The organism is Pseudomonas sp. p99-361 (assembly GCF_003935475.1).
Lineage (GTDB): Bacteria > Pseudomonadota > Gammaproteobacteria > Pseudomonadales > Pseudomonadaceae > Aquipseudomonas > Aquipseudomonas juntendi.
The window spans coordinates 24,319-46,475 of record NZ_RHQO01000035.1 but is presented as its reverse complement, the minus strand read 5'-3'; the positions used below and the strand labels follow the sequence as shown (position 1 = coordinate 46,475).

The window sequence follows — 22,157 nt, the reverse complement described above, 5'->3', positions numbered from 1 at the left end:
CGTCTAAGAACGAACTTAGGCAAGCCAAGCGCTGTCAGATCGCGCACCGCTGGCGTCAATACGTCGTCGTGATAGAATGCCGCGCCTCCGATGGGGTATGGATAGCCTGTCTGTCATGCAGTCATGCTTGTTGACAGATGAACGAGGAAGCTTGCGCAGTAGTTGCCAGTCACCTTGACCTGAACCTTGCCTAGAACCTTGCACTGCATCGCGCCAGGATTATGAGACTCACACCCGTTTTATTGCTGCTTTGCCTCACCCTGCTGCCGGCCATTGGCCAGGCGGCCGGCAAGACCGTGTACGGTCTCAATGAATACGCACGCCTGGGCGACCTGGACCTGGAAGTGGCGGCCAAACTCGACACCGGCGCCAAAACTGCCTCGCTCAGCGCCCGCGACATCAAGCGCTTCAAGCGCAACGGCGAAAGCTGGGTGCGCTTCTACCTGGCCATCGATGCCGCCCACTCGCACCCGATCGAACGGCCCCTGGCCCGCGTCAGCAAAATCAAGCGCCGAGCGGGCGACTATGATGCTGAATCGGGCAAGGCCTACACCGCCCGCCCGGTCATCGAACTCGAAATCTGCATGGGCCAGGCCTTGCGCACCATCGAAGTCAACCTCACCGACCGCAGCGCCTTCCAGTTCCCGCTGCTGATCGGCTCCGAGGCGCTCAAGCACTTCGACGCGCTGGTCGACCCAAGCCTTAAATACGCGGCCGGCAAACCTGCCTGTGCCACCGACGCTCCCAAAGCAGAGTAATCCCGATGCGCTCTCTTACCCTCCATCTGAAAGTCCTGATCACCGTACTGGTGTTGTTGGGCGTGGCAGTCACGGCTTATCAGATCTTCTTCCTCGGCATCCCGGTGACCGAGGATGAAACCGACGACCTGTGGAACATCGACGCCAAGGTCGAGTTCGTGGCCAGCACCAAGGACCCGGTCAAGGTGCAGATGTTCGTGCCGCCACTGAACCGCGACTACGTCAGCCTCAACGAGAGCTTCATCTCCAACAACTACGGGGTCAGCGTCAACCGTGCCGATGGCAACCGCAAGGTCACCTGGTCGGCCCGTCGCGCCAGCGGCAACCAGACGCTGTACTACCGCCTGGTGCTGACCAAGCGCTACAGCAACGAAAAAACCGCGGTAAAAGGCCCGACCTTCCGTGACAGCCTGGCCATCGACGGCCCCGAAAAAATCGCCGCCGAGGCGCTGATGGCGCCTATCCGCCAGCATTCGGCCGACGTCGAGACGTTCGTCAGCGAAACCATCAAGCGGGTCAACAACCTCAACGATGACAACGTCAAACTGCTGCTGGCCGGCGATACCTCACCGATGAAAAAGGCCCAGGTGATCGACCTGCTGCTGTCGATTGCCCACGTACCGATGGAAAAGGTGCACACCATCCGCCTGGTGGCCGACACCCCGCAAACCCCCGAGCTGTGGCTGCGCAGCTACAACGGCAACGACTGGCTGTACTTCAACCCGGACACGGGCGAACAAGGCCTGCCCAGCGACCGCCTGCTGTGGTGGACCGGTGACGACAACCTGATTACTGTCGATGGCGGCAAGAAGGCCAACGTCACGTTCAGCATGAACAACAGTGAAATGAACGCCATTCGCCTGGCCAAACTGACTGATGAGAACACCGACGCCGACTTCCTCGAATATTCGCTGTACGGCCTGCCCCTGCAAACCCAGCAGACCTTCATGATCATGGTCATGATCCCGATTGGTGTGCTGGTGATCCTGGTGCTGCGCAACCTGATCGGTATCCAGACCCTGGGTACCTTCACCCCGGTGCTGATCGCCCTGGCCTTCCGCGAAACCCAGCTGGGCTTCGGTATCGTGCTGTTCACGGTCATCACGGCATTGGGCCTGTCACTGCGTTCGTACCTGGAGCACCTGAAACTGCAGATGCTGCCGCGCCTGTCCGTGGTGCTGACCTTCGTCGTGGTGCTGATTGCGGCGATCAGCCTGTTCAGCCACAAGCTGGGCCTTGAACGCGGGCTGTCGGTGGCCCTGTTCCCGATGGTGATCCTGACCATGACCATCGAACGCCTGTCGATCACCTGGGAAGAGCGTGGCGGGGGCCATGCCATGAAAGTGGCCATCGGCACCCTGTTTGCCGCATCGCTGGCCCACCTGCTGATGATGGTGCCAGAGCTGGTATACTTCGTGTTCACCTTCCCGGCCGTGCTGCTGATCCTGGTCGGCTTCATGCTGGCGATGGGCCGTTATCGCGGCTACCGTCTGACCGAGCTGATGCGCTTCAAGGCATTCGTGAAAAAGGCAGACGTGTGATGTTTGGCCTGATAAAGACGTGGAAAGCCCTGGAGGCCCGGGGCATCATGGGCATCAACCGGCGTAACGCAGACTATGTGCTGAAGTACAACAAGCGCAGCCTGTACCCGATTGTCGACGACAAGATCATCACCAAGGAGCGTGCCCTCGCGGCAGGCATCCACGTGCCGGAAATGTACGGTGTCATCGAGACCGAGAAGCAGATCGACAAGCTTCACGAGATCATCGGCGGCCGCAACGACTTCGTCATCAAGCCGGCCCAAGGTGCCGGCGGTGACGGCATCCTGGTGATCGCCGACCGCTTCGAGGACCGCTACCGCACCGTTTCCGGCAAGATCATGAGCCACGAGGAAATCGAGCACCAGGTCTCGAGCATCCTCACCGGCCTGTACTCGCTGGGCGGGCACCGTGACCGGGCGCTGATCGAATACCGGGTCACACCTGACCAGATCTTCAAGAGCATCAGCTATGAAGGCGTGCCCGACATCCGCATCATCGTGCTGATGGGCTACCCGGTCATGGCCATGCTGCGCCTGCCCACCCGGCAGTCCGGCGGCAAGGCCAACCTGCACCAGGGCGCCATCGGCGTAGGGGTCGACCTGGCTACCGGCGTGACCCTGCGCGGCACCTGGCTGAACAACATCATCAGCAAGCACCCGGACACCACCAACGCGGTGGACGGCGTGCAACTGCCGAACTGGGACGGCTTCATGAAGCTGGCCGCCGGGTGCTACGAGCTGTGCGGGCTGGGCTATATCGGCGTGGACATGGTCCTGGACCAGGACAAAGGCCCGCTGATTCTGGAGCTCAACGCCCGCCCAGGGCTGAACATCCAGATCGCCAACGACTGCGGGCTGACCCAGCGCACCCATGCCATCGAAGCGCACATCGAAGCGCTGGCCAAGGACGGCCTGACGGAGGACGTCGAACAGCGGGTGAAGGTGTCGCAGGGCTTGTTCGGTCACGTACACCCGGGCTGAGATCGCCGGGGCGGCTGCCACATCTCCTGGGGCAGCCGCCTTGCGTCGCGACCAGCCCCAGGCGCCAAACACAGGGTTGAATGTCGCGCCCAGTGCTAGGCGCTGCTCCCGCACAGGTCTACAATCGCCCTCCTCGCTTTTACATCGCCGTCCATACTGATGCCGACCTGTACGCTCCACCCCCTGCCCTACCAACCCGACCCAGCCGCCTATTTCGCCCGCCTGCGCCAGGCGCCCGGCGCCATCCTGCTCGACAGCGCCCGCCCTGGCGCCGAGCGCGGGCGTTTCGATCTGCTCAGTGCCTGGCCGCTGCAACAACTGCACGCCGAACCCGCAGAGGATGGCCGCGCCTTTCTCGCCCGCCTGCGCGAGGGCCTGGCGCGCCTGGGCAGCGCCGATTTGCCCAGCGGCGTAGAGCTGCCTTTCGCCGGCGGCCTGATCGGCTACCTGAGCTATGACTTCGGCCGCCGCCTTGAACACCTGCCAAGCAACGCCGTGGATGACCTCGGGCTGCCCGACGCGCAACTGGGCCTGTATGCCTGGGCGCTGGTCAGCGACCACCAGTGCGGCACCAGCCAGCTGGTGTTTCACCCAAGCCTGGCGCAACACGAGCGCGAACGCCTGATCAGCCTCTTCGCCGGCAGCGAGCACACGCCCGATGGCGACTTTCAACTGCTCGCCCCCATGGCCGGCGACTTGCAGCCTGCGCAGTACCAGGCCGCCTTCGACCAGGTGCAGCGCTATATCCAGGCCGGTGACTGCTACCAGATCAACCTCACCCAGCGCTTTCGCGCGCCGTGCAAGGGCGACCCGTGGCAGGCCTACAAGGCACTGCGCCAGGCCTGCCCGACGCCCTTTTCGGGCTATCAGCAGTTGGCCGACGGCAGCGCCCTGCTCAGCTTTTCACCCGAGCGCTTCATTCGCGTCAGCCAACGCCAGGTTGAAACCCGCCCGATCAAGGGCACGCGCCCACGCGCCAGCGACCCGGGCGAAGACCGGCGCAATGCCCAGGCGCTGTTGCACAGCCCCAAGGACCGCTCGGAAAACCTGATGATCGTTGACCTGCTGCGCAATGACCTGGGGCGTACCTGCGAGGTGGGCTCGGTGAAGGTGCCGGAGCTGTTCAGCCTGGAGAGCTACCCCAACGTGCACCACCTAGTCAGTAGCATTACCGGCCGCTTGGCCAGCGACAAGGACGCCCTGGACCTGATCGCCGACAGCTTCCCTGGCGGCTCGATTACCGGCGCGCCGAAGATCCGCGCCATGCAGATCATCGACGAGCTGGAGCCCACGCGGCGGGCACTGTACTGCGGCTCCCTGCTGTATGTGGACGTGCGTGGCGAAATGGACAGCTCGATCGCCATTCGCAGCCTGCTGGTCAAGGATGGCCAGGTCAGTTGCTGGGGTGGCGGCGCAGTGGTGGCCGACTCCGAATGGCAGGCTGAGTACGAAGAGTCGATTGCCAAGGTGCGGGTATTGCTGCAGACACTGCAAGGCCTGTGAGCGCCAGCCCGTCCAGACCTTGTTTTTTTGTTACCATCACCCCCACTACGAGCGCACAGCGCCACAGCCAAGATGGAAACCGCCTGATGAGCCAACCCTTCGACGTCGCCGCCCTGGCCGCGACCTATGCCAACAAATCTCCGCAAGACATCCTCAAGCTTGCCTTCGAGCACTTCGGCGACGACCTGTGGGTTTCCTTCAGCGGCGCCGAGGACGTGGTGCTGGTCGACATGGCCTGGAAGCTTAACAAGCAGGTCAAGGTATTCAGCCTCGACACAGGCCGCCTGCACCCGGAAACGTACCGGTTCATCGACCAGGTGCGCGAGCAGTATGACCTGCCGATCGAAATCCTCAGCCCGGACCGCGCCCAGCTTGACCCATTCGTCAAGGAAAAGGGCCTGCTCAGTTTCTACAAGGACGGCCATGGCGAGTGTTGCGGCATCCGCAAGATCGAGCCATTGCGGCGCAAGCTGGCAACCGTCAGCGCCTGGGCCACTGGCCAGCGCCGTGACCAGAGCCCTGGCACTCGCAGCCAGGTGGCAGCGCTGGAAATCGACAGCGCCTTCTCCACGCCCGAGCGCACGCTGTACAAGTTCAACCCGCTGGCGCAGATGAGCAGCGCAGAAGTGTGGGGTTATATCCGCATGCTGGAGCTGCCGTACAACAGCCTGCATGAACGTGGCTTCATCAGCATCGGCTGCGAGCCCTGCACGCGCCCGGTGCTGCCGAACCAGCATGAACGTGAAGGGCGTTGGTGGTGGGAAGAGTCCACCCAGAAGGAGTGCGGGTTGCACGCTGGCAACCTGATCAGCAAGGCTTGAAACCCTAACGCCGCTGTCGAACCGGGGGCGCAAAGCCCCCGGTGTTCGCGTTTCAGTGCACCGGCAGCTCGACCCCTTCGAACAGCGCTTCGAGCTCCTGCTTGTTGTGGCACTGGATGGCCTTGGCCATCACTTCGCGGGTCAGGTGCGGCGCGAATTTCTCGATGAAGTCACACATGAAGCCGCGCAGGAAGGTGCCACGGCGGAAACCGATCTTGGTGATGCTGGCCTCGAACAGCTCGCTGGCATCGAGTGCCACCAGGTCGCTGTCGAGCTTGGCGTCCACTGCCATGCCGGCAACGATGCCCACGCCCAGCCCCAGGCGCACATAGGTCTTGATCACGTCGGCGTCGGCAGCAGTGAACACTACCTTCGGCGTAAGGCCGCGGTGGTTGAAGGCCTCATCCAGCTTGGAGCGCCCGGTGAAACCGAACACATAGGTCACGATCGGGTATTCGGCTACGGCCTCCAACGTCAGCTTGGGCAGCTTGGCCAGTGGGTGACCTTGCGGCACGACCACGCAACGGTTCCACTTGTAGCAAGGCATCATGACCAGGTCGCCGAACAGCTCCAGTGCCTCGGTGGCAATGGCAAAGTCGACCGTGCCGTCTGCGGCCATTTCGGCAATCTGCATCGGCGAGCCCTGGTGCATGTGCAGCGACACTTCCGGGTATTGCTTGATGAAGCTGCTGATCACCGGCGGCAACGCGTAGCGCGCCTGGGTATGAGTGGTGGCGATGGACAGCGTGCCCTTTTTCTCGTTGGAGAACTCCTGGGCGATCTGCTTGATGCTCTCGACCTTGCGCAGGATTTCGCCCGCGGTATTGATGATGCGCTCACCGGCCGGTGTAACGCGGGTCAGGTGTTTGCCACTGCGCGCGAATACTTCAACACCCAACTCGTCTTCCAGCAGGCGGATCTGCTTGCTGATACCCGGCTGGGAGGTATACAGGCTCTGCGCCGTCGCGGAGACATTGAGGTCATGATGCGCCACTTCCCAGATGTAGCGCAGTTGTTGAAGCTTCATAGATTTCCCTCGGTTCAGCGATGAGTCAGCGGCGGCAAGCAGCGACGATATATAACTATATTAGTGGTTCCGGAAATAAATCTAGAACAATTTTGTTACATGCTGAGGATATGCCCTACAGCCGCGCTCACGTTTTCCTACGCCCCAAATGCTGCGCCAACGGCACCATGTAGACCGGGACCGGCGACAGTTGCAGCAGCCGCACCGCCGTGCGGCCGATTGGCACATCCACCCCGGCACCGGCACTGTGGCTACCAAAAATCAGCAGGTCGACACTGAGCCGTTGCGCCTGATCCAGAATGACCTGCGCCGGGTCGCCCTGGCGAACCCGTACGGCCTTGATGACGGCAAGGTCGGCCTCCTCGCCCAGCTCATCGCGAAAGTTCTCCAGCACGCGCTGCTCTATATTGGCCATTACCGTATTCACCCCCTGGCTGTGCAACTGGTCGAGCGTTTGCTCGTCGAGGTAGCTTTGCAGGAGAGATTCAGCGAACTGGCCCATGGGCTCGACCGCATGGATCACGTACAACTCAGCCCCGAATGTCCGCGCCAGCGCCAGCGCATGTTGCATGACAAACGGGGCATAGACACCGAGGTCGGTGGCGTACAGCATGGAGCGGATCATTCGACCTCCTGGACTGCCGCTGAGGCAGATCAAGCTTCAGCTTAGCAGCGCGGCAGAGGCACGCTTCGCCGTCCGGCGTGCTGCACGGGTGAGCTGTATCGGGCTGGGAATACCCCCTCGAAACGCTCAGACCCGGCCTTGGTGCTGGTCGATGAACAACAGCGCCTGGTAGAGCATCTCCATGCGCGGCAAGCGGCAGCCAGCCGCCCGCGCCTGCGCCAGCGGCTCGGCATAAATGGCCTGTAACTCCAATGGGCGCTTGTGTGCATGGTCGTGGTACATGCTGGGCCAGTAATCAGGCATGCGCTGGGTGACCTGGAACAGGTGTTGGGCGTAGCCTTCCGGCAGCATATGGCCGCATGCTGCGGCACCCTGCACAACTTCTGCCATCAGCGCCAGGACCAGTTCACGGCTGGCGGTGTTGCCCATCAATGCAGTGGTGCTGGCACCCAGCAATACCGAGAGCCCGTTGTAAGGCACGTTCCACACCAGTTTCTGCCAGCGCGCGAGCGCCAGGTTCGGCATGGCGTGCGAGTCGATGCCCGCCGCCTGGAACAAGCCTGTGCCCTCACTGACCAGCGCCGTACCACCATCGCTGGCAGGCCCGCTGTGGTACCCCAGGTTCACGGTACCCAAGGTCTGATGCCGGATCAGCCCTGGCCCCTGCCGGTTGACACAGATGAAGCACAGCCCGCCCAGCAGGTGCATGTCGGTGCGCAGTGCCGGGCGCAGCTGCTCCTCAACCCCCAGGCCGTTCTGCAACAGCACCACCTTGGCACCCGGTGCGGCAGCCTGCACGATCAACGGGGCCAGGTGGTCGTTGCTGGTCGCCTTGGCCCCGATCAACAACCAGTCACAGGGCGGCATATCGGCGGCCCTGGCATAGGCTTGCACCTTCATGTGCAGCGTGCCGTGCTCGGCACTGTCCAGGCTCAGGCCATGCTCACATACCGCCGGGTACTCGCTACGCAGCAGAAAATGCACATCGAAACCGGCCTTGGCCAGCATCAACCCATAGAAGCCGCCAATGGCGCCACTGCCAATGATGCCAATACGTAGTGCGCGCGAATGCATGCCAATCTCCAGCTAACAGGTAGGCGTTCTTTTTACACCGGTTGGGCAACGCTGGGCAGGCCATTCGCGCTTCAACCCTTGGTACAGGTAAAAACCCCACAATGACTGGGCTCAGCCCATTGTCCCGCCCCTTGTAACGCGCTAAGGTTCGGCTCCCCGTTGCGATTATTCTTGCTGCTGGGCCGCACGGGGATTGTTGGCGGCCGGCACCCGTGACCTGACGAGTAACACGATGGCTGATTTACCAATCGATGACTTGAACGTTGCCTCCAACGAGACCCTGATCACCCCTGATCAGCTCAAGAAGGAAATCCCCCTCAGCGCCAAGGCCCTGCAGACCGTGACTGCCGGCCGTGAAGTGGTGCGCAATATTCTCGACGGCAAGGACCATCGCCTGTTCGTCGTGGTCGGCCCTTGCTCCATCCACGATATCAAGGCCGCTCACGAATATGCCGAGCGCCTGAAAGTACTGGCCGCAGAGGTGTCCGACACCCTGTACCTGGTCATGCGCGTGTACTTTGAAAAGCCGCGCACCACGGTCGGTTGGAAAGGCCTGATCAACGACCCGTACCTCGATGACTCGTTCAAGATCCAGGACGGCCTGCACATCGGCCGCAAGCTGCTGCTGGATTTGGCGGAAATGGGCCTGCCGACCGCGACCGAAGCGCTGGACCCTATCTCCCCGCAATACCTGCAGGACCTGATCAGTTGGTCGGCTATCGGCGCCCGTACCACCGAATCGCAAACCCACCGCGAGATGGCCTCGGGGCTGTCATCGGCGGTAGGTTTCAAGAACGGCACCGATGGCGGCCTGACCGTCGCCATCAACGCCTTGCAGTCGGTGTCCAAGCCACATCGCTTCCTGGGTATCAACCAGGAAGGCGGCGTGTCGATCGTCACCACCAAGGGCAACCCATACGGCCACGTGGTACTGCGCGGCGGTAACGGCAAACCCAACTACGATTCGGTCAGCGTTGCGCTGTGCGAGCAAGACCTTGCCAAGGCCAAGATCAAGGCAAACATCATGGTCGACTGCAGCCACGCCAACTCCAACAAGGACCCGGCCCTGCAACCACTGGTGATGGAGAACGTCGCCAACCAGATTCTCGAAGGCAACCAGTCGATCATCGGCCTGATGGTCGAAAGCCACCTGAACTGGGGCTGCCAGTCGATTCCGAAGAACCTGGAAGACCTGCAATACGGCGTGTCGGTTACCGATGCCTGCATCGACTGGTCGGCAACCGAAAAAACGCTGCGCAGCATGCGTGCCAAGCTGAAAGATGTATTGCCGCAGCGCAAGCGTGGCTGATTGACGCCCTACTGAGCGGGCTCACCATGGCCCGCTCTCATGGCCTGGCTCAGGCCTTGGTGGAGTGCCGCTGCTGGCGCTCCATGTAGCGCTCCACGTATGAGCACGACGGTATCACCGTGTAGCCCATCTGCTCGGCATAAGCCAGGGCCTGCTCGGTCAGCGCGGCAGCGATGCCACGGCCGCGCAGGGCGTTAGGCACGAAGGTGCGATAGATATCCAGCGTTTGCTTGCCCAGGTCCATGTACGTCAGGTAGGCACGATGACCGTCCACGGTGGTCTCGAACTGATGACCGGCCTGGTCATGGTGGATGGTCAACGATTCGCTCATCACTACTCCTCGCAGGTCTTTCAGGTAGACCCTTCCCTTAACCGATGGTGGTTTAATCCGGCACAGAATGCTCTACGCCACCTGTTGCCCATACGACCGCTGGACGATTGCAATCGTTCGAGTCTTCTGGCGCTCACAAGATAGTAGGCGCGGCATGCGGATTTACTCAAGGTTTCGACAGTTAAAAAGGGCCTGGCGCTACCCTCTTCACTTAATGCCGTAGCCCCTGCAGCCGCCGGATGCTCTAGGCTTTAAGACGCCGAAAGACAGTACAAGTCACCCTTAGTTCAACAAAAAAGTTCCTGTACTACACTTGCTTGCGGGCACGACAGGTTGTTGATCACGCCCAGCTCGCACAGCGTGCCGGGGCCACGTCAAGCAACATTTTTTTTGCAGTTCTTGCGCTCAGTCAGTTTACTTACTACAAGTAATGAGTACTATGTACGCCGGCCAGTTTCTCTTTTCCGAGAGATGGCTATTTAATAGAAAGTCCTTGAAGGGGAACACGATGAACAACGTTCTGAAATTCTCTGCTCTGGCTCTGGCCGCAGTTCTGGCTACCGGTTGCAGCAGCGTCTCCAAAGAAACTGAAGCTCGTCTGACTGCGACTGAAGACGCAGCTGCTCGCGCTCAAGCCCGTGCCGATGAAGCCTACCGTAAGGCTGACGACGCACTGGCAGCCGCTCAGAAGGCTCAGCAGACCGCTGACGAAGCCAACGAGCGCGCTCTGCGTATGCTGGACAAAGCCAGCCGCAAGTAATAATCCTTACGGATTGTTAAGAAGCCGACCCACTTATGGGTCGGCTTTTTTTTGCCTGCTCTTTGCCGCGCCTTCCAACTGTTACGAAAAGGCCCGCACAAAGGCGGGCCTCCCTGTATCGCCACTGCCTTACTGCAGTTCTGGGGGAATGCTGGAAACCACCGGTGCGCCTGCCTGGTTTTCGACCGGTACGGCAATTTCTACCGGCATGCCATCTTCTGCAGCCACCACATCACGCACCATGTCCCAGTTCATGCGCAGGTTGTTGGCCAGGTCTTCGCGCTTGAGCAAGGCATTGATGACAGCGGTATGCTTGTCGACTACCGACGGATTGCCCTGGTCATCCAGCGGGGTGTGTGCCTCGAGGTACACCTTGCCGCCACTGATACCAAACTTGTAAGGCTCGTTGATGATGCGCACCGGCGTACCCACCGGCACCAGCTTGGACAGTTCCAACACGTTGTTGTTGAGCATGCGGAAGCAACCGTGGCTGGTGCGCATGCCGATACCGAACTTCTTGTTCGAACCGTGGATCAGGTAGCCCGGCACGCCCAAGGTGAACTTGAACGGCCCCAGTGGGTTGTCCGGGCCTGCCGGCACCACCGCAGGCAGGATATCGCCGTCTGCCGCGTGCTCTTTGCGGATGGATGCGGGCGGGGTCCAGGTCGGGTTCGGCGTCTTGGCGATGATCTTGGTGTTGGCGATCGGCGAACCCCAGCCTTCACGACCGATACCGAGCGGGAAGGTGTACACCACGTTTTGACCTTTCGGGTAGTAGTACAACCGGTACTCGGCCAGGTTGATGACCACGCCTTCGCGCGGGCCCGGTGGCAGGATGTAGCGGGTGGGCAGGATGATCTCGGTGCCGGCGCCCGGCAACCACGGGTCCACACCCGGGTTGGCAGCGATCATTTCCAGGTAGCCGAGGTCGTTGGCGGTGCCGATATCGGCGAAGGTGTCCTCGTACTTGGCCTTGATCACATGCACCTGGCCGACGATGTCTTCACCAGGAGGTGGCAGTGGCAGCTCCAGCGCAGCAGCGGGGCCTGCTACCAGCAGGGCGGCCAGGGACAGGCTACGGGTGACGGCAGGAAAGCGCGGCAACATCCGGTAAATCCTTCGAAAGGTGGGTCAAGAGAATCGATTGTACACCTGCACTGGTGCCAGCGGGAGGCATTGCTGAGCGGCAAGCGTTTCAGATGATGAAAGGTGCGAGTCGTTCAGCTGCCGTGCAGCTCAGGCCACACCGGGCGCATGCCCCGCCGCTGGGCATCGAGGATGGCCCGGCACAGCTCGCACAGGCGGCCATCGCGATAGATCGAGCGCGGCACCCCCGACCAGCGCGGCTGCGCGGGCAGCAGCCCACCGCACAAGGTACGGTCTACCGGCACACCCAACTCGAGCTGCCGGGCCACCAGGTGCACGCGGACCTCCTGGCAGGCAAACAGGTCAAGCTGCTCATCGGGCTCGATCAATTGGTAGGCGTACAGGGACCAGGCGGGGCGCGGCATCGGTGGCACTCGAAACGGGGGGCGCAACATTAGCCGAAAGCTGCCCCCGTTTAAAGCATCACAGCAAGGGTTTTATCGCCGGCCAGGCATTTTCCAGCAAGCGCTGCTGGGCACCCTGGGCCGGATGAATGCCATCAGCCTGCATCAACTCTGGCACACCCCCTACCCCTTCAAGGAAAAACGGCACCAGCGGGACCTTTTTGTCCGCCGCCAACTGCTCATACACGTTGGCAAACGCACGGGTGTAGCGCACACCGTAATTGGGCGGCAGGCGCATGCCCAGCAGCACCACTTTGGCGCCAGCCTGCCGCGAGCGCTCGATCATCGAAGCAAGATTTTGTTGCAATTGCGCAGGCGGCTGCCCGCGCAGGCCATCGTTGCCGCCCAGCTCCAGTACCACCAGGCTGGGCTTATGCGCTGCAAGCAGCGCGGGCAAGCGCGCCTGGCCACCCGCACTGGTGTCGCCACTGATCGACGCATTGACCACCTTGGCGTCGAAACCTTCCTTCTCCAGCCGGGTCTGCAACAGAGAGACCCACCCCTGGCGGCTATCCAGGCCAAAACCGGCGCTGATACTATCGCCAACCACCAGCAACGTTCCCGCCGCCGCGCTCTGGGCCAGGCAATACAGGGCCAGACCGGCACTCAGCCACCTTATTCGCATCGGATTCTCCATGGGCCCCAGCATTCTCGTTGCGCAGAACCTTAGCAAAGTGGTCCCCAGTGCGGAAGGTGACCTCGCCATCCTGCACGCCCTGTCCCTCGACCTGGCCCGGGGTGACAGCCTGGCCATCGTCGGCGCTTCGGGCTCGGGCAAGTCGACGCTGCTTGGCCTGCTCGCCGGCCTGGACCAACCCAGCGCTGGCAAGGTGATACTTGCCGGGCACGACCTCGGGCCGCTGGATGAAGACCAGCGCGCCCGGGTGCGCGCCGAACACGTCGGCTTCGTGTTCCAGTCGTTCCAACTGCTGGACAGCCTCAACGCCCTGGAGAATGTCATGCTGCCGCTGGAGCTTGACGGGCGCAGCGATGCCCGCGAGCAAGCGCGCAACTTGCTTGAACGGGTCGGCCTTGGCGCGCGCCTCAGCCACACGCCACGCCAGCTGTCCGGGGGCGAGCAACAACGGGTGGCCATCGCCCGCGCCTTCGCCGCGCACCCTGCCGTGTTGTTCGCCGATGAACCCACCGGCAACCTGGACAGCCACACCGGCGAGCGTATCAGCGACCTGCTGTTCGAGCTGAACCAGGAGCGTGGCACCACACTGGTGCTGGTTACCCATGACGAACGCCTGGCACGCCGCTGCCGCCGCCAGATCCGGCTGGACGCAGGCCGCCTGGTGGCAGCGGTGGAGGCCTGATGAAGCACATGCCGCTGTCCCGCCTGTGCGGCCTGGCCCTGCGCCAGTTGCTTCGCGACCTTCGTGCCAGCGAAGTGCGGGTGTTGTTCTTCGCCCTGCTGGTAGCGGTGGCAGCCAGCACCGCCATCGGCTATTTCGGTGCCCGCCTGAACGGCGCCATGCAACTGCGCGCCAGCGAATTCCTTGGCGCCGACCTGGTGTTGCAAGGCAGCGCCCCGGCCCGAGAACAACAACTCGTGGCCGGCCAGGCACTGGGCTTGCGCCACGCTCAGGTGGTCGAGTTCACCAGTGTGGTCGGCGGCGATAGCGGTATCCAGCTGTCCAGCGTGAAAGCGGCCGACAGCGCCTACCCCCTGCGTGGGCAGCTGCGCAGCGCCGCGGCCCCATATGGTGCTGAACGCCCGGGTGGCGGGCCGGCGCCCGGTGAAGCATGGGTGGAACCGCGCCTGTTGGCGGCCTTGGGGCTGTCGATAGGCGACAGCATCGACGTCGGCATGAAAACCCTGCGCATGAGCCGGGTACTGACCTATGAGCCGGACCGCGCCAACAACTTCTACAGCCTCACGCCGCGGGTGATGATCAACCTGGCCGACCTGCAGGCGACCGGGGTGATCCAGCCCGGCAGCCGGGTTACCTACCGCGACCTGTGGCGTGGCGACAGCGAAGCACTGGCGCAGTACCGCCAGGCAATTGAGAAAAGCCTGGCCGCCAACCAGCGCCTGCGCGATACCCGCGATGGCAACCAGCAGATCGGCGGCGCCCTGGGCAAGGCAGAACGCTACCTGAACATGGCCAGCCTGGTGGCAGTGTTGCTGGCCGGCGTGGCCGTAGCCTTGTCGGCCAGCCGCTACGCTGCACGGCGCCTGGACGCCAGTGCCCTGCTGCGTTGCCTGGGCCTGTCGCGCCGGCAGGCCCTTGGCCTGTACTGCCTGCAACTGGCCATGCTCGGCGTAGTAGCGGCGCTGGCCGGCGCGCTGCTGGGCTGGCTTGCCCAGCTGGGCCTGTTCCGCGTACTGCACGGCCTGCTTCCCAGCGTGGTCCCAGCCGGGGGCGTACTACCGGCCCTGGCCGGCATCGCCACAGGGCTGGTAGCACTGGCCGGCTTTGCCCTGCCACCGATCGCGGCACTGGGCCAGGTGCCGCCATTGCGCGTACTGCGCCGCGACCTGTTGCCGATACCGCCGAGCAGTTGGCTGGTTTACGGTGCAGCCCTGTTCGCGCTAGGCCTGATCATGTGGCGGCTGAGCCTGGACCTGCTGCTGACCTTCGCCCTGCTGGCTGGCGGCCTGGTTGCTGCGCTGTTGCTCGGTGGCCTGCTGCTGCTCGGCTTGCGCAGCCTGCGCCGCTTGCTGGCCGGCGCCCCGCTGACCTGGCGCCTGGGGTTGGGCCAGTTGCTGCGCCACCCCATGGCCGCCGCTGGCCAGGCGTTGGCGTTCGGCCTGATCCTGCTGGCCATGGCCCTGGTCGCCCTGCTGCGGGCGGAATTGCTCGACACCTGGCAGGCCCAGCTACCCAAGGATGCGCCCAACTATTTCGCCCTGAATATCCTGCCAGACGACCGCGAGCCGTTCGCTCAGCACCTGCACCAGGTCAACGCCGTCGCGGCCCCACTATACCCGGTGACACCGGGGCGGCTGGTGCAGATCAACCAACAACCGGTGCAGCAGATCGTCAGCAAGGATTCGGCAGGCGAGCGCGCCGTGCAGCGCGACCTCAGCCTGACCTGGGCCGCCGAACTGCCCGAAGGCAATGCGTTGACAGCCGGGAGCTGGTGGCAAGCATTGCCCGGCGAACACGACACCCCTGGGGTATCGGTGGAGGCAGAGCTGGCCAAGAGCCTGAAGCTTCAGACTGGCGACCTGCTGACGTTCGATATCGGCGGCCAACAGCGCCAAGCCAGGGTCAGCAGCTTGCGCAGTGTGCATTGGGACAGCTTCCAGCCCAACTTCTACATGATCTTCCAACCCGGCACCCTGCAAGGCCTGCCGACCACCTACCTGACCAGCTTCTACCTGGCGCCGGGGCACGACCTGGACGTGGTGACCCTGTCACGTGCGTTCCCGGCAGTGACCATCCTGCAGGTCGATGCCCTGCTCGACCAACTGCGCAGCATCCTCGCCCAGGTGACCCTGGCCGTGGAATATGTGCTGCTGTTCGTGCTGGCGGCAGGGCTGGCGGTGCTGTTCGCCGGTTTGCAGGCAACGCTGGATGAGCGCATTCGCCAAGGCGCCCTGCTGCGTGCACTGGGCGCGCCCAGGCCGCTGCTGGTCAGGGCACGGCGGATCGAGTTCGGCCTGCTCGGGGCAGCCAGCGGGTTGTTGGCGGCCGTGGGTTGCGAACTGATCACCCTGGTGCTTTACCGCTATGCCTTCAATCTGCAGTGGGGGCCGCACCCCTGGTTGCTGTTGCTGCCATTGACAGGGGCTTTGCTGGTAGGCGGCGCGGGAGTGATAGGCACGCGGCGGGCGCTCAATGCCAGCCCTTTGGCGGTACTGCGGGACACTTGAGGCTGCACGTGCCGGCCCGGCATGCGGGCCGGCACATGCAGCCGCAATTCACTGGCCGTAGCTGATGCTGTTCACATACCACGTGGCTTCACCGGTAGGTGTGTGTACCAGCACCTCGTCACCCTCCTGCTTCTTCAGCAAGGCGCGGGCCATGGGTGAGTCGATCGAGATGTAGTCATTGCGGCCGTAGATTTCGTCATAACCCACGATGCGAAACCTCATGGTCTCGCCGTCGTCGTTCTCGATCTCGACCCAGGCGCCGAAAAACACCTTGCCTTCCTGCTCGGGCGAATAGGCCACCACCTTCACATCCTCAAGACGCTTGCGCAAATACCGCACCCGGCGGTCGATCTCGCGCAGCAGCTTCTTGTTGTACTGGTAGTCGGCATTCTCGCTACGGTCCCCCAGCGACGCCGCCCAGGCGACCTTCTGGGTGATCTCGGGGCGATAGACCCGCCACAGGTGATCCAGCTCTTTCTTCAGCGCCGCATGGCCTTCGCTGGTGATGATGTTGGTGCTCAACGAACGCTCCTCAGCGGCGGGTGATCAGGCCCTGGCGTGCGATACGGGTGAGGTGGCCGATGACCTCGGCAGCGTCCTGCGGGCCGGGCGACTGAATCACCGCAAGGTCGAAACGGTCCTGCCCATACTGCGCAAGATTGCAGGCGTCATCGGCGAACTGGATCAGGAATGCGCGTGCGTGGCCCTTGCGCCGGGACAGGCCTTCGAGGTGACGCAAAAGTGTGGGCTGATGCTGGCCGCCGAGCAGGATGCGCGGCGTGCGGGATGCCTGGTGTGCAGGCAAAGGGCTCAAACAGACACTGGTACGTGGGCAACTCATGGTGCTTCTCTCCGCCTCGCGAATCCCGCTGGGCAGCGGTGGGAGGCGTCACCGAACCAGCGCTTTAGCGGTATTTCGGACGAGCCGCACAAGGGGCTTTCCTGCGCCCCGCAAGTAGCTGTTTAAATCGGCGCAGGCGGTATGCTAGAGCGATGAGCTTCAAGTTGCAAGCGACAAGCCGCAAGCAGAAGCAGGCCGAGGAAAGGCCCGCCCTTGCTTGCGGCTTGTCGCTCACAGCTTGCAAAGGGTCAGCGGGCGATCAGGCGGTCCAGCGAGAAGCGCCCGGCACCTTCGATCATCACGGCAACGGTACCGGCGAGCAGCGCCAGGGCAAACTCGTAGCCGTTGTTGGACATGAACAAGCCATTGCCAATGTGCACCGAGAAAATCGCCACGATCAGGGTCACGCTCAGTGCCAGCGCCGCCGGGCGCACCAGCAGCCCCAGCACCAGGGCCAACCCGCCGAAGAACTCGGCACTACCGGACAACAGGGCCATCAGATAACCCGGCGCCAGGCCGATGCTTTCCATCCACTGGCCGGTGCCTTCCAGGCCATAGCCGCCAAACATGCCGAACAGCTTTTGCGCACCATGCGCCATGAAGATGATGCCGACCAGTATGCGGATAATGCTCAGGCCAGCGCCGGCACGGGTGGAAAACAGGGCATTGAGCGTGTTGTTGTTCATGGCGAAGCGTCCTTGAGGCGATGCAGTTATGTTGAGATGGACGCCATCTTAATCAGTTTATAAGATATTAGAATCGCAAAAAACCCAGCATAGCTATCTAATAAATCGATACTTCATCGCTTGGCTACACGTTCAAGCGCTGCACGTTCGCGGTTGAATGCCAGGTAGTACTTGTTGACACTGTTGACGAAGTTCACCGGCCCCATGCCCACCTGCTCCATGGCAATACGCTCGGTCTGGAAGAACCATTGGTTGCCATTGAGCCCGCGTCGGCGAGCTTCGGCGCGCATGGCCTGAACGCGTTCGGGGCCAAGGTTGTAGGCAGCAAGCACGAACGCCATGCGCTCGCGCTCGTTGATTTTGGGGCTGGCGAAAAACGTGCGGCGGATCAGCGCCAGGTAGCGCGCGCTGGCCAGCACGTTGCCGTCTACCGTGGCCGTGTTGCTCACCCCCACACGCTGGGCTGCTGCCGGGGTGATCTGCATCAGCCCATGGGCGCCACCGCTGCCGCGTGCGGCCGGGTTCAGTGTCGACTCCTTGAACGCCAGCGCCGCCAGGTTCAGCCAGTCGATCTGTTGCGCCTGCCCATGCTTCTGCAACACGGCCCGCAGCGCTGCCAGACGCCGGCGGTCCTTGCTGGCCAACGGGTTGTGCACCCGATACTGGCGGCGGTAAATCCGCTCGAACGCGGCATCCTGGTTGTCTGGCGCCCGGTAACCCTTGAGGAAGCGATCGACTGCAGCGAGCAGCTGCGGCGCATCACGCCCGACATACCAGCGCATGGCCTGCGGCGGACCCAGCCGCACACCGCTGTGCAGGCGCAGGCGCGGCATCACCCGCGCCCAACGCCGGGCAATAGGCTGCTCCACCACGGTCAGGTGGTAGATGCCGGCCTGGACCATCTCCAGCACGTCTTCCACGGCCAATGTCGAGTCGACCCACTCCACCTTGATCGGCGGCCGCTTGCGCAGGGCCAATTGCTGGTTGGCCTGCTGGATGAATGGCCCCGCCGCGCTGGCACTGGTCAATGCCACGGTTCGCCCTGACAGCTGCTCGAGCTTGCTGAAGCTGCGCTCGCCTTTGCGCCCGACCAGTGTCAGCGGCACCTGATCGAGTAGCGGTGCGCTGCTGCTGACACCGCGCACAGTGCCTGGGTCCAGCAGCTCGCCCGGTGCAGCAAGGTCGCCCTCGCCACGCGCCAGGGCGCCGAGCAATTGCTCCTTGGCCCGCGGTATGAGCTGCAGCTCGATCTGTTGATCGTCGTCGCTGCGCGCGTTGAGGAAGTGTTCCAGGGCCCGCAGGCGGTAATACTCGATGCCGACCGGTTCGCCCTTGACCTCGCCCGAGCTATTGCGGCTTTGGTTGACCAGCACCCGCAGCACCTTGCTGCTGCGGATCTGCTGCAAGTCGCGAACCTTGGCAGGCGCAGGGTTATGTTGCGGCCCTTGGGTTTGCGCAAGGGCCGCCCCGGACAAGACCAGCCCGAGCGCCAACAGGAAAGTGAGCCAGAATCGCATGCGCAAAAAGATCCATTCGGGGGCGGCATCCAGGGTCGCACGCCAAGTGATAAATGACGGCAAAAGACCCCGGCCACAGCATGAAGTTCTTGGTTTTGTTCAGAAAAACCCGGTTTTTGCTATGCTGGCCGCTCCGCGGCACGAGAGACCACCATGCAACTGATCGATATCGGCGTCAACCTGACCAACAGCAGCTTCCACGACCAGCAGGCGGCCGTCGTCGAGCGCGCCATCGAAGCCGGGGTGGCCCAGATGGTGCTGACGGGCACCAGCCTGGCAGTCAGCGAACAGGCACTGGAGCTGTGCCAGCAACTGGACGCCAGTGGCGCGCACCTGTTTGCCACTGCCGGCGTGCACCCCCACGATGCCAAGGCATGGGAGGCCGGTAGCGAAGGCCGGCTGCGCCAACTGCTAAGCGAGGCACGGGTACGTGCTGTGGGCGAATGCGGCCTGGACTTCAACCGTGATTTCTCCCCTCGCCCCCTGCAAGAAAAAGCTCTGGAAGCCCAGTTGGCGCTGGCCGTTGAGCTACGCCTGCCGGTGTTCCTGCATGAGCGCGATGCCAGCGAGCGCTTGCTGGCCATTCTCAAGGATTACCGCGACCACCTGAGCGCGGCGGTCGTGCATTGTTTCACTGGGGAGCGTGAGGCGCTGTTCGCCTACCTCGACATGGACCTGCACATCGGTATCACCGGCTGGATCTGCGACGAGCGCCGGGGGACGCACCTGCACGCGCTGGTGGGCAACATTGCCGAAGGCCGGCTGATGCTGGAAAGCGATGCCCCCTATCTGCTGCCCCGCACCCTGCGTCCCAAACCCAAGAACGGCCGCAATGAGCCGGCCTTCTTGCCGCAAGTACTGCATGAAGTGGCCTTGCACCGGGGTGAATCGGTCGAACACACGGCGGCGCACACCACGGCCACGGCACGGGCGTTCTTCCAGATCTGAGCTGACGGGGCCGGTTGAGGCAGGAGAACAACACCGTTGTTTTTTCTTGATACATATCAACAACGGCCCTGGCACGAGCTGGCACAATGATGGCACCTTGCCAATATTGTTTCCGCTCAACTCAGAGAAGACCTGCCCATGGGTGCCTGGCTTAGCAATGTTTCCTTGAAGTACAAATTCTGGGCCGTCAACGCGGTGGCCTTTGTCACGACCTTGCTGCTGGTGGTGTATGCCGTGCACCTGGAGCAACGCGCCCGCGCCGAGGTGGCCCAGGTACAGGCGGTGCAGCAAGCCGAGCTGCTGGCTGCCTGGCCAAGCCAGCAGCCAATACCGCGCCAGGCCAATGTGATCAGCTGGTCAGCCGGGCAAACGCCCACCTTTGCCGGTGAACCGCTCGAGCGCCTGCGCGACGGCCAGGGCTGGGTGGACCTGCCAGGTGCCTGGGTGCTGGGCGACAACCCGCTGCGCGGCGCACAGGTCGTGCGCAGCGGCAATCAGTACATGGCGGTAGTGGCCCCGTCGCCCAGTCTGCGCCAGGTGTTCTTCGAACGCTTCAGCAATTACGCGGTGTGTGTCCTGATTCTGATGCTGGCCATGCTCGCTGCCTCGCAACTGCTCATCCGTTTTCTGCTCAGCCAGCTCAATACCCTCAAGGATGTGATACTGCACGTGGAAAAAACCGGCGACCTGGCAGCCCGTGTGCCACTGGCCTGTGGTGATGAGGTCGGCCAGATGGCCGGTGCCTTCAATGCCATGCAGGCCACCTACCACCGCGTCGTCAGCACCGTCGCCCACACTGCCGCGCAGCTGGACTCGGGCGCTGCGCGCCTGGCCGCCAGCATGAACGATGTGCGCCACGGCATGCTTGGCCAGCAAAGCGAGACCGACCAGGCGGCCACCGCCATCAACCAAATGTCGGCAACCGTGCACCACATCGCCCAGCATGCCGGCGCTACCCGTGACCTGTCCCAAACCGCCGACACCCTGGCCGGCAGCGGCAAAGAGGTGGTAAGCCGGGTCCAGGATTCGATTTCCGGGCTGTCCAGCGGTGTTCAGCAAACCGCCGAGATGATTCGCCAGTTGGCCGATGACAGCCAGAAAATCAACGGGGTCGTCAATGTGATTCACAGCATCGCCGAACAAACCAACCTGCTTGCGCTCAACGCCGCCATCGAAGCCGCACGCGCCGGCGACCTGGGCCGCGGGTTCGCCGTGGTCGCCGATGAGGTGCGCAACCTGGCCAAGCGCGTGCAAACCTCCACTGACGAAATCACCACAATGGTCTCGGCACTGCAGTCGGGTACCCGCGATGCAGTGGAGTTCATGCAGGAAAGCTCGTACAAGGCCGATGATTGCGTGCGCCAGGCTCAGGAAGCCGGTGAAGCCCTGGCCGAGATCACCGGTGCCGTGGCGCAGATGCGCGAGAGCAACACGCAGATTGCCGTGGCAGCCGAGCAACAAAGCCAGGTGGCCGAGGAAATGAACCGCGCGGTGGTGAGCATTCGTGATGTCACCGAGCAGACCGTGCAACAGACGGTGGGCTCGGCCACCACCAGTAGCGAGCTGGCGACCTTGGCTGGGGCGCTCAACAAGGCCATCGGCCAGCTCAAGCTATAGCCACCATAGCCAGCCTCGATTGGCCCCCCTGCGCGGGCAGCACTAAGCTTTGGGCATTGGATGAGGAGATGCCCATGAGTAAACGTCTGCCCAACTTGCCCGCCTGGCAATGGCGCGGCTACCACCATAACCACCGTCACCCGACAAACCTGGTGCTGCACCTGATTGCCGTCCCGTTGTTCATCCTGGGCGCGCTGCTGGTACTGTCGGGCCTATTCGGGCTCGACCTGAGCCAGATCGCGGTGGGTATCATAGCCTTGATTGCCGGCTTGGGCCTGCAGCGCCAGGGGCACCGCCTGGAAGCCCAGCAACCTGAGCCGTTCGCTAACCGCCAGGATGCCGTGCAGCGCCTGTTGACGGAGCAGTTCATCACCTTCCCGCGTTTTGTTTTCAGTGGCGCCTGGCTGAAGGCATGGCGGGAGCGCCACAAGCACCGACGCTGA

Annotated in this window: 23 protein-coding genes; 12 read left to right on the top strand and 11 right to left on the bottom strand. The window is 62.9% G+C overall.

Going from position 1 to position 22,157, the window contains the following annotated elements; genetic code table 11:
• Positions 1-221: 221 nt before the first annotated feature.
• The 5 genes from EGJ22_RS16370 (at position 222) to EGJ22_RS16350 (ending at position 5,603) form a co-directional block, all read left to right on the top strand.
• Complete coding sequence (locus tag EGJ22_RS16370; protein ID WP_029884944.1) at positions 222-758, top strand: ATP-dependent zinc protease; 537 nt, start codon at positions 222-224, stop codon at positions 756-758.
• Between the two features lie 5 nt (positions 759-763).
• A complete protein-coding gene (locus tag EGJ22_RS16365; RefSeq protein ID WP_029884945.1) occupies positions 764-2,299 on the top strand; it encodes an inactive transglutaminase family protein in 1,536 nt (511 codons plus the stop codon).
• Positions 2,299-3,279, top strand: a complete 981-nt coding sequence (locus EGJ22_RS16360) for an alpha-L-glutamate ligase-like protein (protein ID WP_009683854.1) — start codon at positions 2,299-2,301, stop codon at positions 3,277-3,279. The genes EGJ22_RS16365 and EGJ22_RS16360 overlap by 1 nt, the downstream gene beginning before the upstream one ends.
• A gap of 159 nt (positions 3,280-3,438) precedes the next feature.
• The gene (pabB, locus tag EGJ22_RS16355; RefSeq protein WP_029884946.1) at positions 3,439-4,782 is read left to right on the top strand and encodes an aminodeoxychorismate synthase component I; all 1,344 of its coding nucleotides are present in this window, start codon (positions 3,439-3,441) and stop codon (positions 4,780-4,782) included.
• 86 nt (positions 4,783-4,868) lie between these two features.
• A complete protein-coding gene (locus EGJ22_RS16350; protein WP_125920317.1) occupies positions 4,869-5,603 on the top strand; it encodes a phosphoadenylyl-sulfate reductase in 735 nt (244 codons plus the stop codon).
• Positions 5,604-5,655: 52 nt separating this feature from the next.
• Here EGJ22_RS16350 and cysB read toward each other — a convergent pair whose 3' ends face one another.
• The 3 genes from cysB to EGJ22_RS16335 all read right to left on the bottom strand — a co-directional run bounded on the left by cysB (position 5,656) and on the right by EGJ22_RS16335 (position 8,329).
• A complete protein-coding gene (gene cysB, locus EGJ22_RS16345; protein WP_009683851.1) occupies positions 5,656-6,630 on the bottom strand; it encodes an HTH-type transcriptional regulator CysB in 975 nt (324 codons plus the stop codon).
• A gap of 127 nt (positions 6,631-6,757) precedes the next feature.
• Positions 6,758-7,255: a universal stress protein gene (locus EGJ22_RS16340; RefSeq protein ID WP_009683850.1), complete on the bottom strand. Its 498-nt coding sequence runs from the start codon at positions 7,253-7,255 to the stop codon at positions 6,758-6,760.
• A 126-nt stretch (positions 7,256-7,381) separates the two neighbouring features.
• Positions 7,382-8,329, bottom strand: a complete 948-nt coding sequence (locus tag EGJ22_RS16335; RefSeq protein ID WP_029884948.1) for a putative 2-dehydropantoate 2-reductase — start codon at positions 8,327-8,329, stop codon at positions 7,382-7,384.
• 232 nt (positions 8,330-8,561) lie between these two features.
• On the opposite strand from EGJ22_RS16335, the gene EGJ22_RS16330 reads away from it, so the two are divergent.
• Positions 8,562-9,638, top strand: a complete 1,077-nt coding sequence (locus EGJ22_RS16330) for a 3-deoxy-7-phosphoheptulonate synthase (protein WP_009683848.1) — start codon at positions 8,562-8,564, stop codon at positions 9,636-9,638.
• A 49-nt stretch (positions 9,639-9,687) separates the two neighbouring features.
• On the opposite strand, the gene EGJ22_RS16325 is transcribed toward EGJ22_RS16330, so the two are convergent.
• Positions 9,688-9,969, bottom strand: coding sequence for a GNAT family N-acetyltransferase (locus tag EGJ22_RS16325; protein WP_009683847.1), 282 nt, complete (start codon positions 9,967-9,969; stop codon positions 9,688-9,690).
• Positions 9,970-10,477: 508 nt separating this feature from the next.
• Between EGJ22_RS16325 and oprI the strand changes: the two genes are divergently transcribed.
• Positions 10,478-10,729, top strand: coding sequence for an outer membrane lipoprotei OprI (oprI, locus tag EGJ22_RS16320; protein WP_003259780.1), 252 nt, complete (start codon positions 10,478-10,480; stop codon positions 10,727-10,729).
• Between the two features lie 129 nt (positions 10,730-10,858).
• On the opposite strand, the gene EGJ22_RS16315 is transcribed toward oprI, so the two are convergent.
• The 3 genes from EGJ22_RS16315 to EGJ22_RS16305 all read right to left on the bottom strand — a co-directional run bounded on the left by EGJ22_RS16315 (position 10,859) and on the right by EGJ22_RS16305 (position 12,904).
• Positions 10,859-11,836, bottom strand: a complete 978-nt coding sequence (locus EGJ22_RS16315; RefSeq protein WP_009683846.1) for a L,D-transpeptidase family protein — start codon at positions 11,834-11,836, stop codon at positions 10,859-10,861.
• Positions 11,837-11,949: 113 nt separating this feature from the next.
• On the bottom strand, positions 11,950-12,240 hold the full coding sequence (locus EGJ22_RS16310) for a hypothetical protein (RefSeq protein ID WP_009683845.1): 291 nt from the start codon (positions 12,238-12,240) through the stop codon (positions 11,950-11,952).
• A gap of 58 nt (positions 12,241-12,298) precedes the next feature.
• Positions 12,299-12,904, bottom strand: a complete 606-nt coding sequence (locus EGJ22_RS16305; RefSeq protein WP_009683844.1) for an arylesterase — start codon at positions 12,902-12,904, stop codon at positions 12,299-12,301.
• Positions 12,905-12,914: 10 nt separating this feature from the next.
• On the opposite strand from EGJ22_RS16305, the gene EGJ22_RS16300 reads away from it, so the two are divergent.
• Positions 12,915-13,598 (top strand): ABC transporter ATP-binding protein, encoded by a 684-nt coding sequence (locus tag EGJ22_RS16300; RefSeq protein ID WP_029884949.1) that lies wholly within the window; start codon positions 12,915-12,917, stop codon positions 13,596-13,598.
• Positions 13,598-16,105, top strand: a complete 2,508-nt coding sequence (locus tag EGJ22_RS16295) for an ABC transporter permease (RefSeq protein ID WP_029884950.1) — start codon at positions 13,598-13,600, stop codon at positions 16,103-16,105. Before EGJ22_RS16300 ends, EGJ22_RS16295 begins: the two co-directional genes overlap by 1 nt.
• 48 nt (positions 16,106-16,153) lie before the next feature.
• On the opposite strand, the gene greB is transcribed toward EGJ22_RS16295, so the two are convergent.
• The 4 genes from greB to EGJ22_RS16275 form a co-directional block, all read right to left on the bottom strand.
• Complete coding sequence (greB, locus tag EGJ22_RS16290; protein WP_029884951.1) at positions 16,154-16,627, bottom strand: transcription elongation factor GreB; 474 nt, start codon at positions 16,625-16,627, stop codon at positions 16,154-16,156.
• Positions 16,628-16,637: 10 nt separating this feature from the next.
• On the bottom strand, positions 16,638-16,946 hold the full coding sequence (locus tag EGJ22_RS16285) for a hypothetical protein (protein WP_029884952.1): 309 nt from the start codon (positions 16,944-16,946) through the stop codon (positions 16,638-16,640).
• 248 nt (positions 16,947-17,194) lie between these two features.
• Entirely contained in the window at positions 17,195-17,632 is a 438-nt protein-coding gene (locus EGJ22_RS16280; RefSeq protein WP_029884953.1) for a DoxX family protein, read from the bottom strand.
• 113 nt (positions 17,633-17,745) lie between these two features.
• Entirely contained in the window at positions 17,746-19,149 is a 1,404-nt protein-coding gene (locus EGJ22_RS16275) for a transglycosylase SLT domain-containing protein (protein ID WP_029884954.1), read from the bottom strand.
• 153 nt (positions 19,150-19,302) lie between these two features.
• On the opposite strand from EGJ22_RS16275, the gene EGJ22_RS16270 reads away from it, so the two are divergent.
• From EGJ22_RS16270 to EGJ22_RS16260, 3 genes are all read left to right on the top strand, one after another.
• Complete coding sequence (locus EGJ22_RS16270; protein WP_029884955.1) at positions 19,303-20,097, top strand: TatD family hydrolase; 795 nt, start codon at positions 19,303-19,305, stop codon at positions 20,095-20,097.
• Positions 20,098-20,235: 138 nt separating this feature from the next.
• Positions 20,236-21,714, top strand: coding sequence for a methyl-accepting chemotaxis protein (locus tag EGJ22_RS16265; protein ID WP_029884956.1), 1,479 nt, complete (start codon positions 20,236-20,238; stop codon positions 21,712-21,714).
• A 74-nt stretch (positions 21,715-21,788) separates the two neighbouring features.
• The gene (locus EGJ22_RS16260; RefSeq protein ID WP_009683834.1) at positions 21,789-22,157 is read left to right on the top strand and encodes an Mpo1-like protein; all 369 of its coding nucleotides are present in this window, start codon (positions 21,789-21,791) and stop codon (positions 22,155-22,157) included.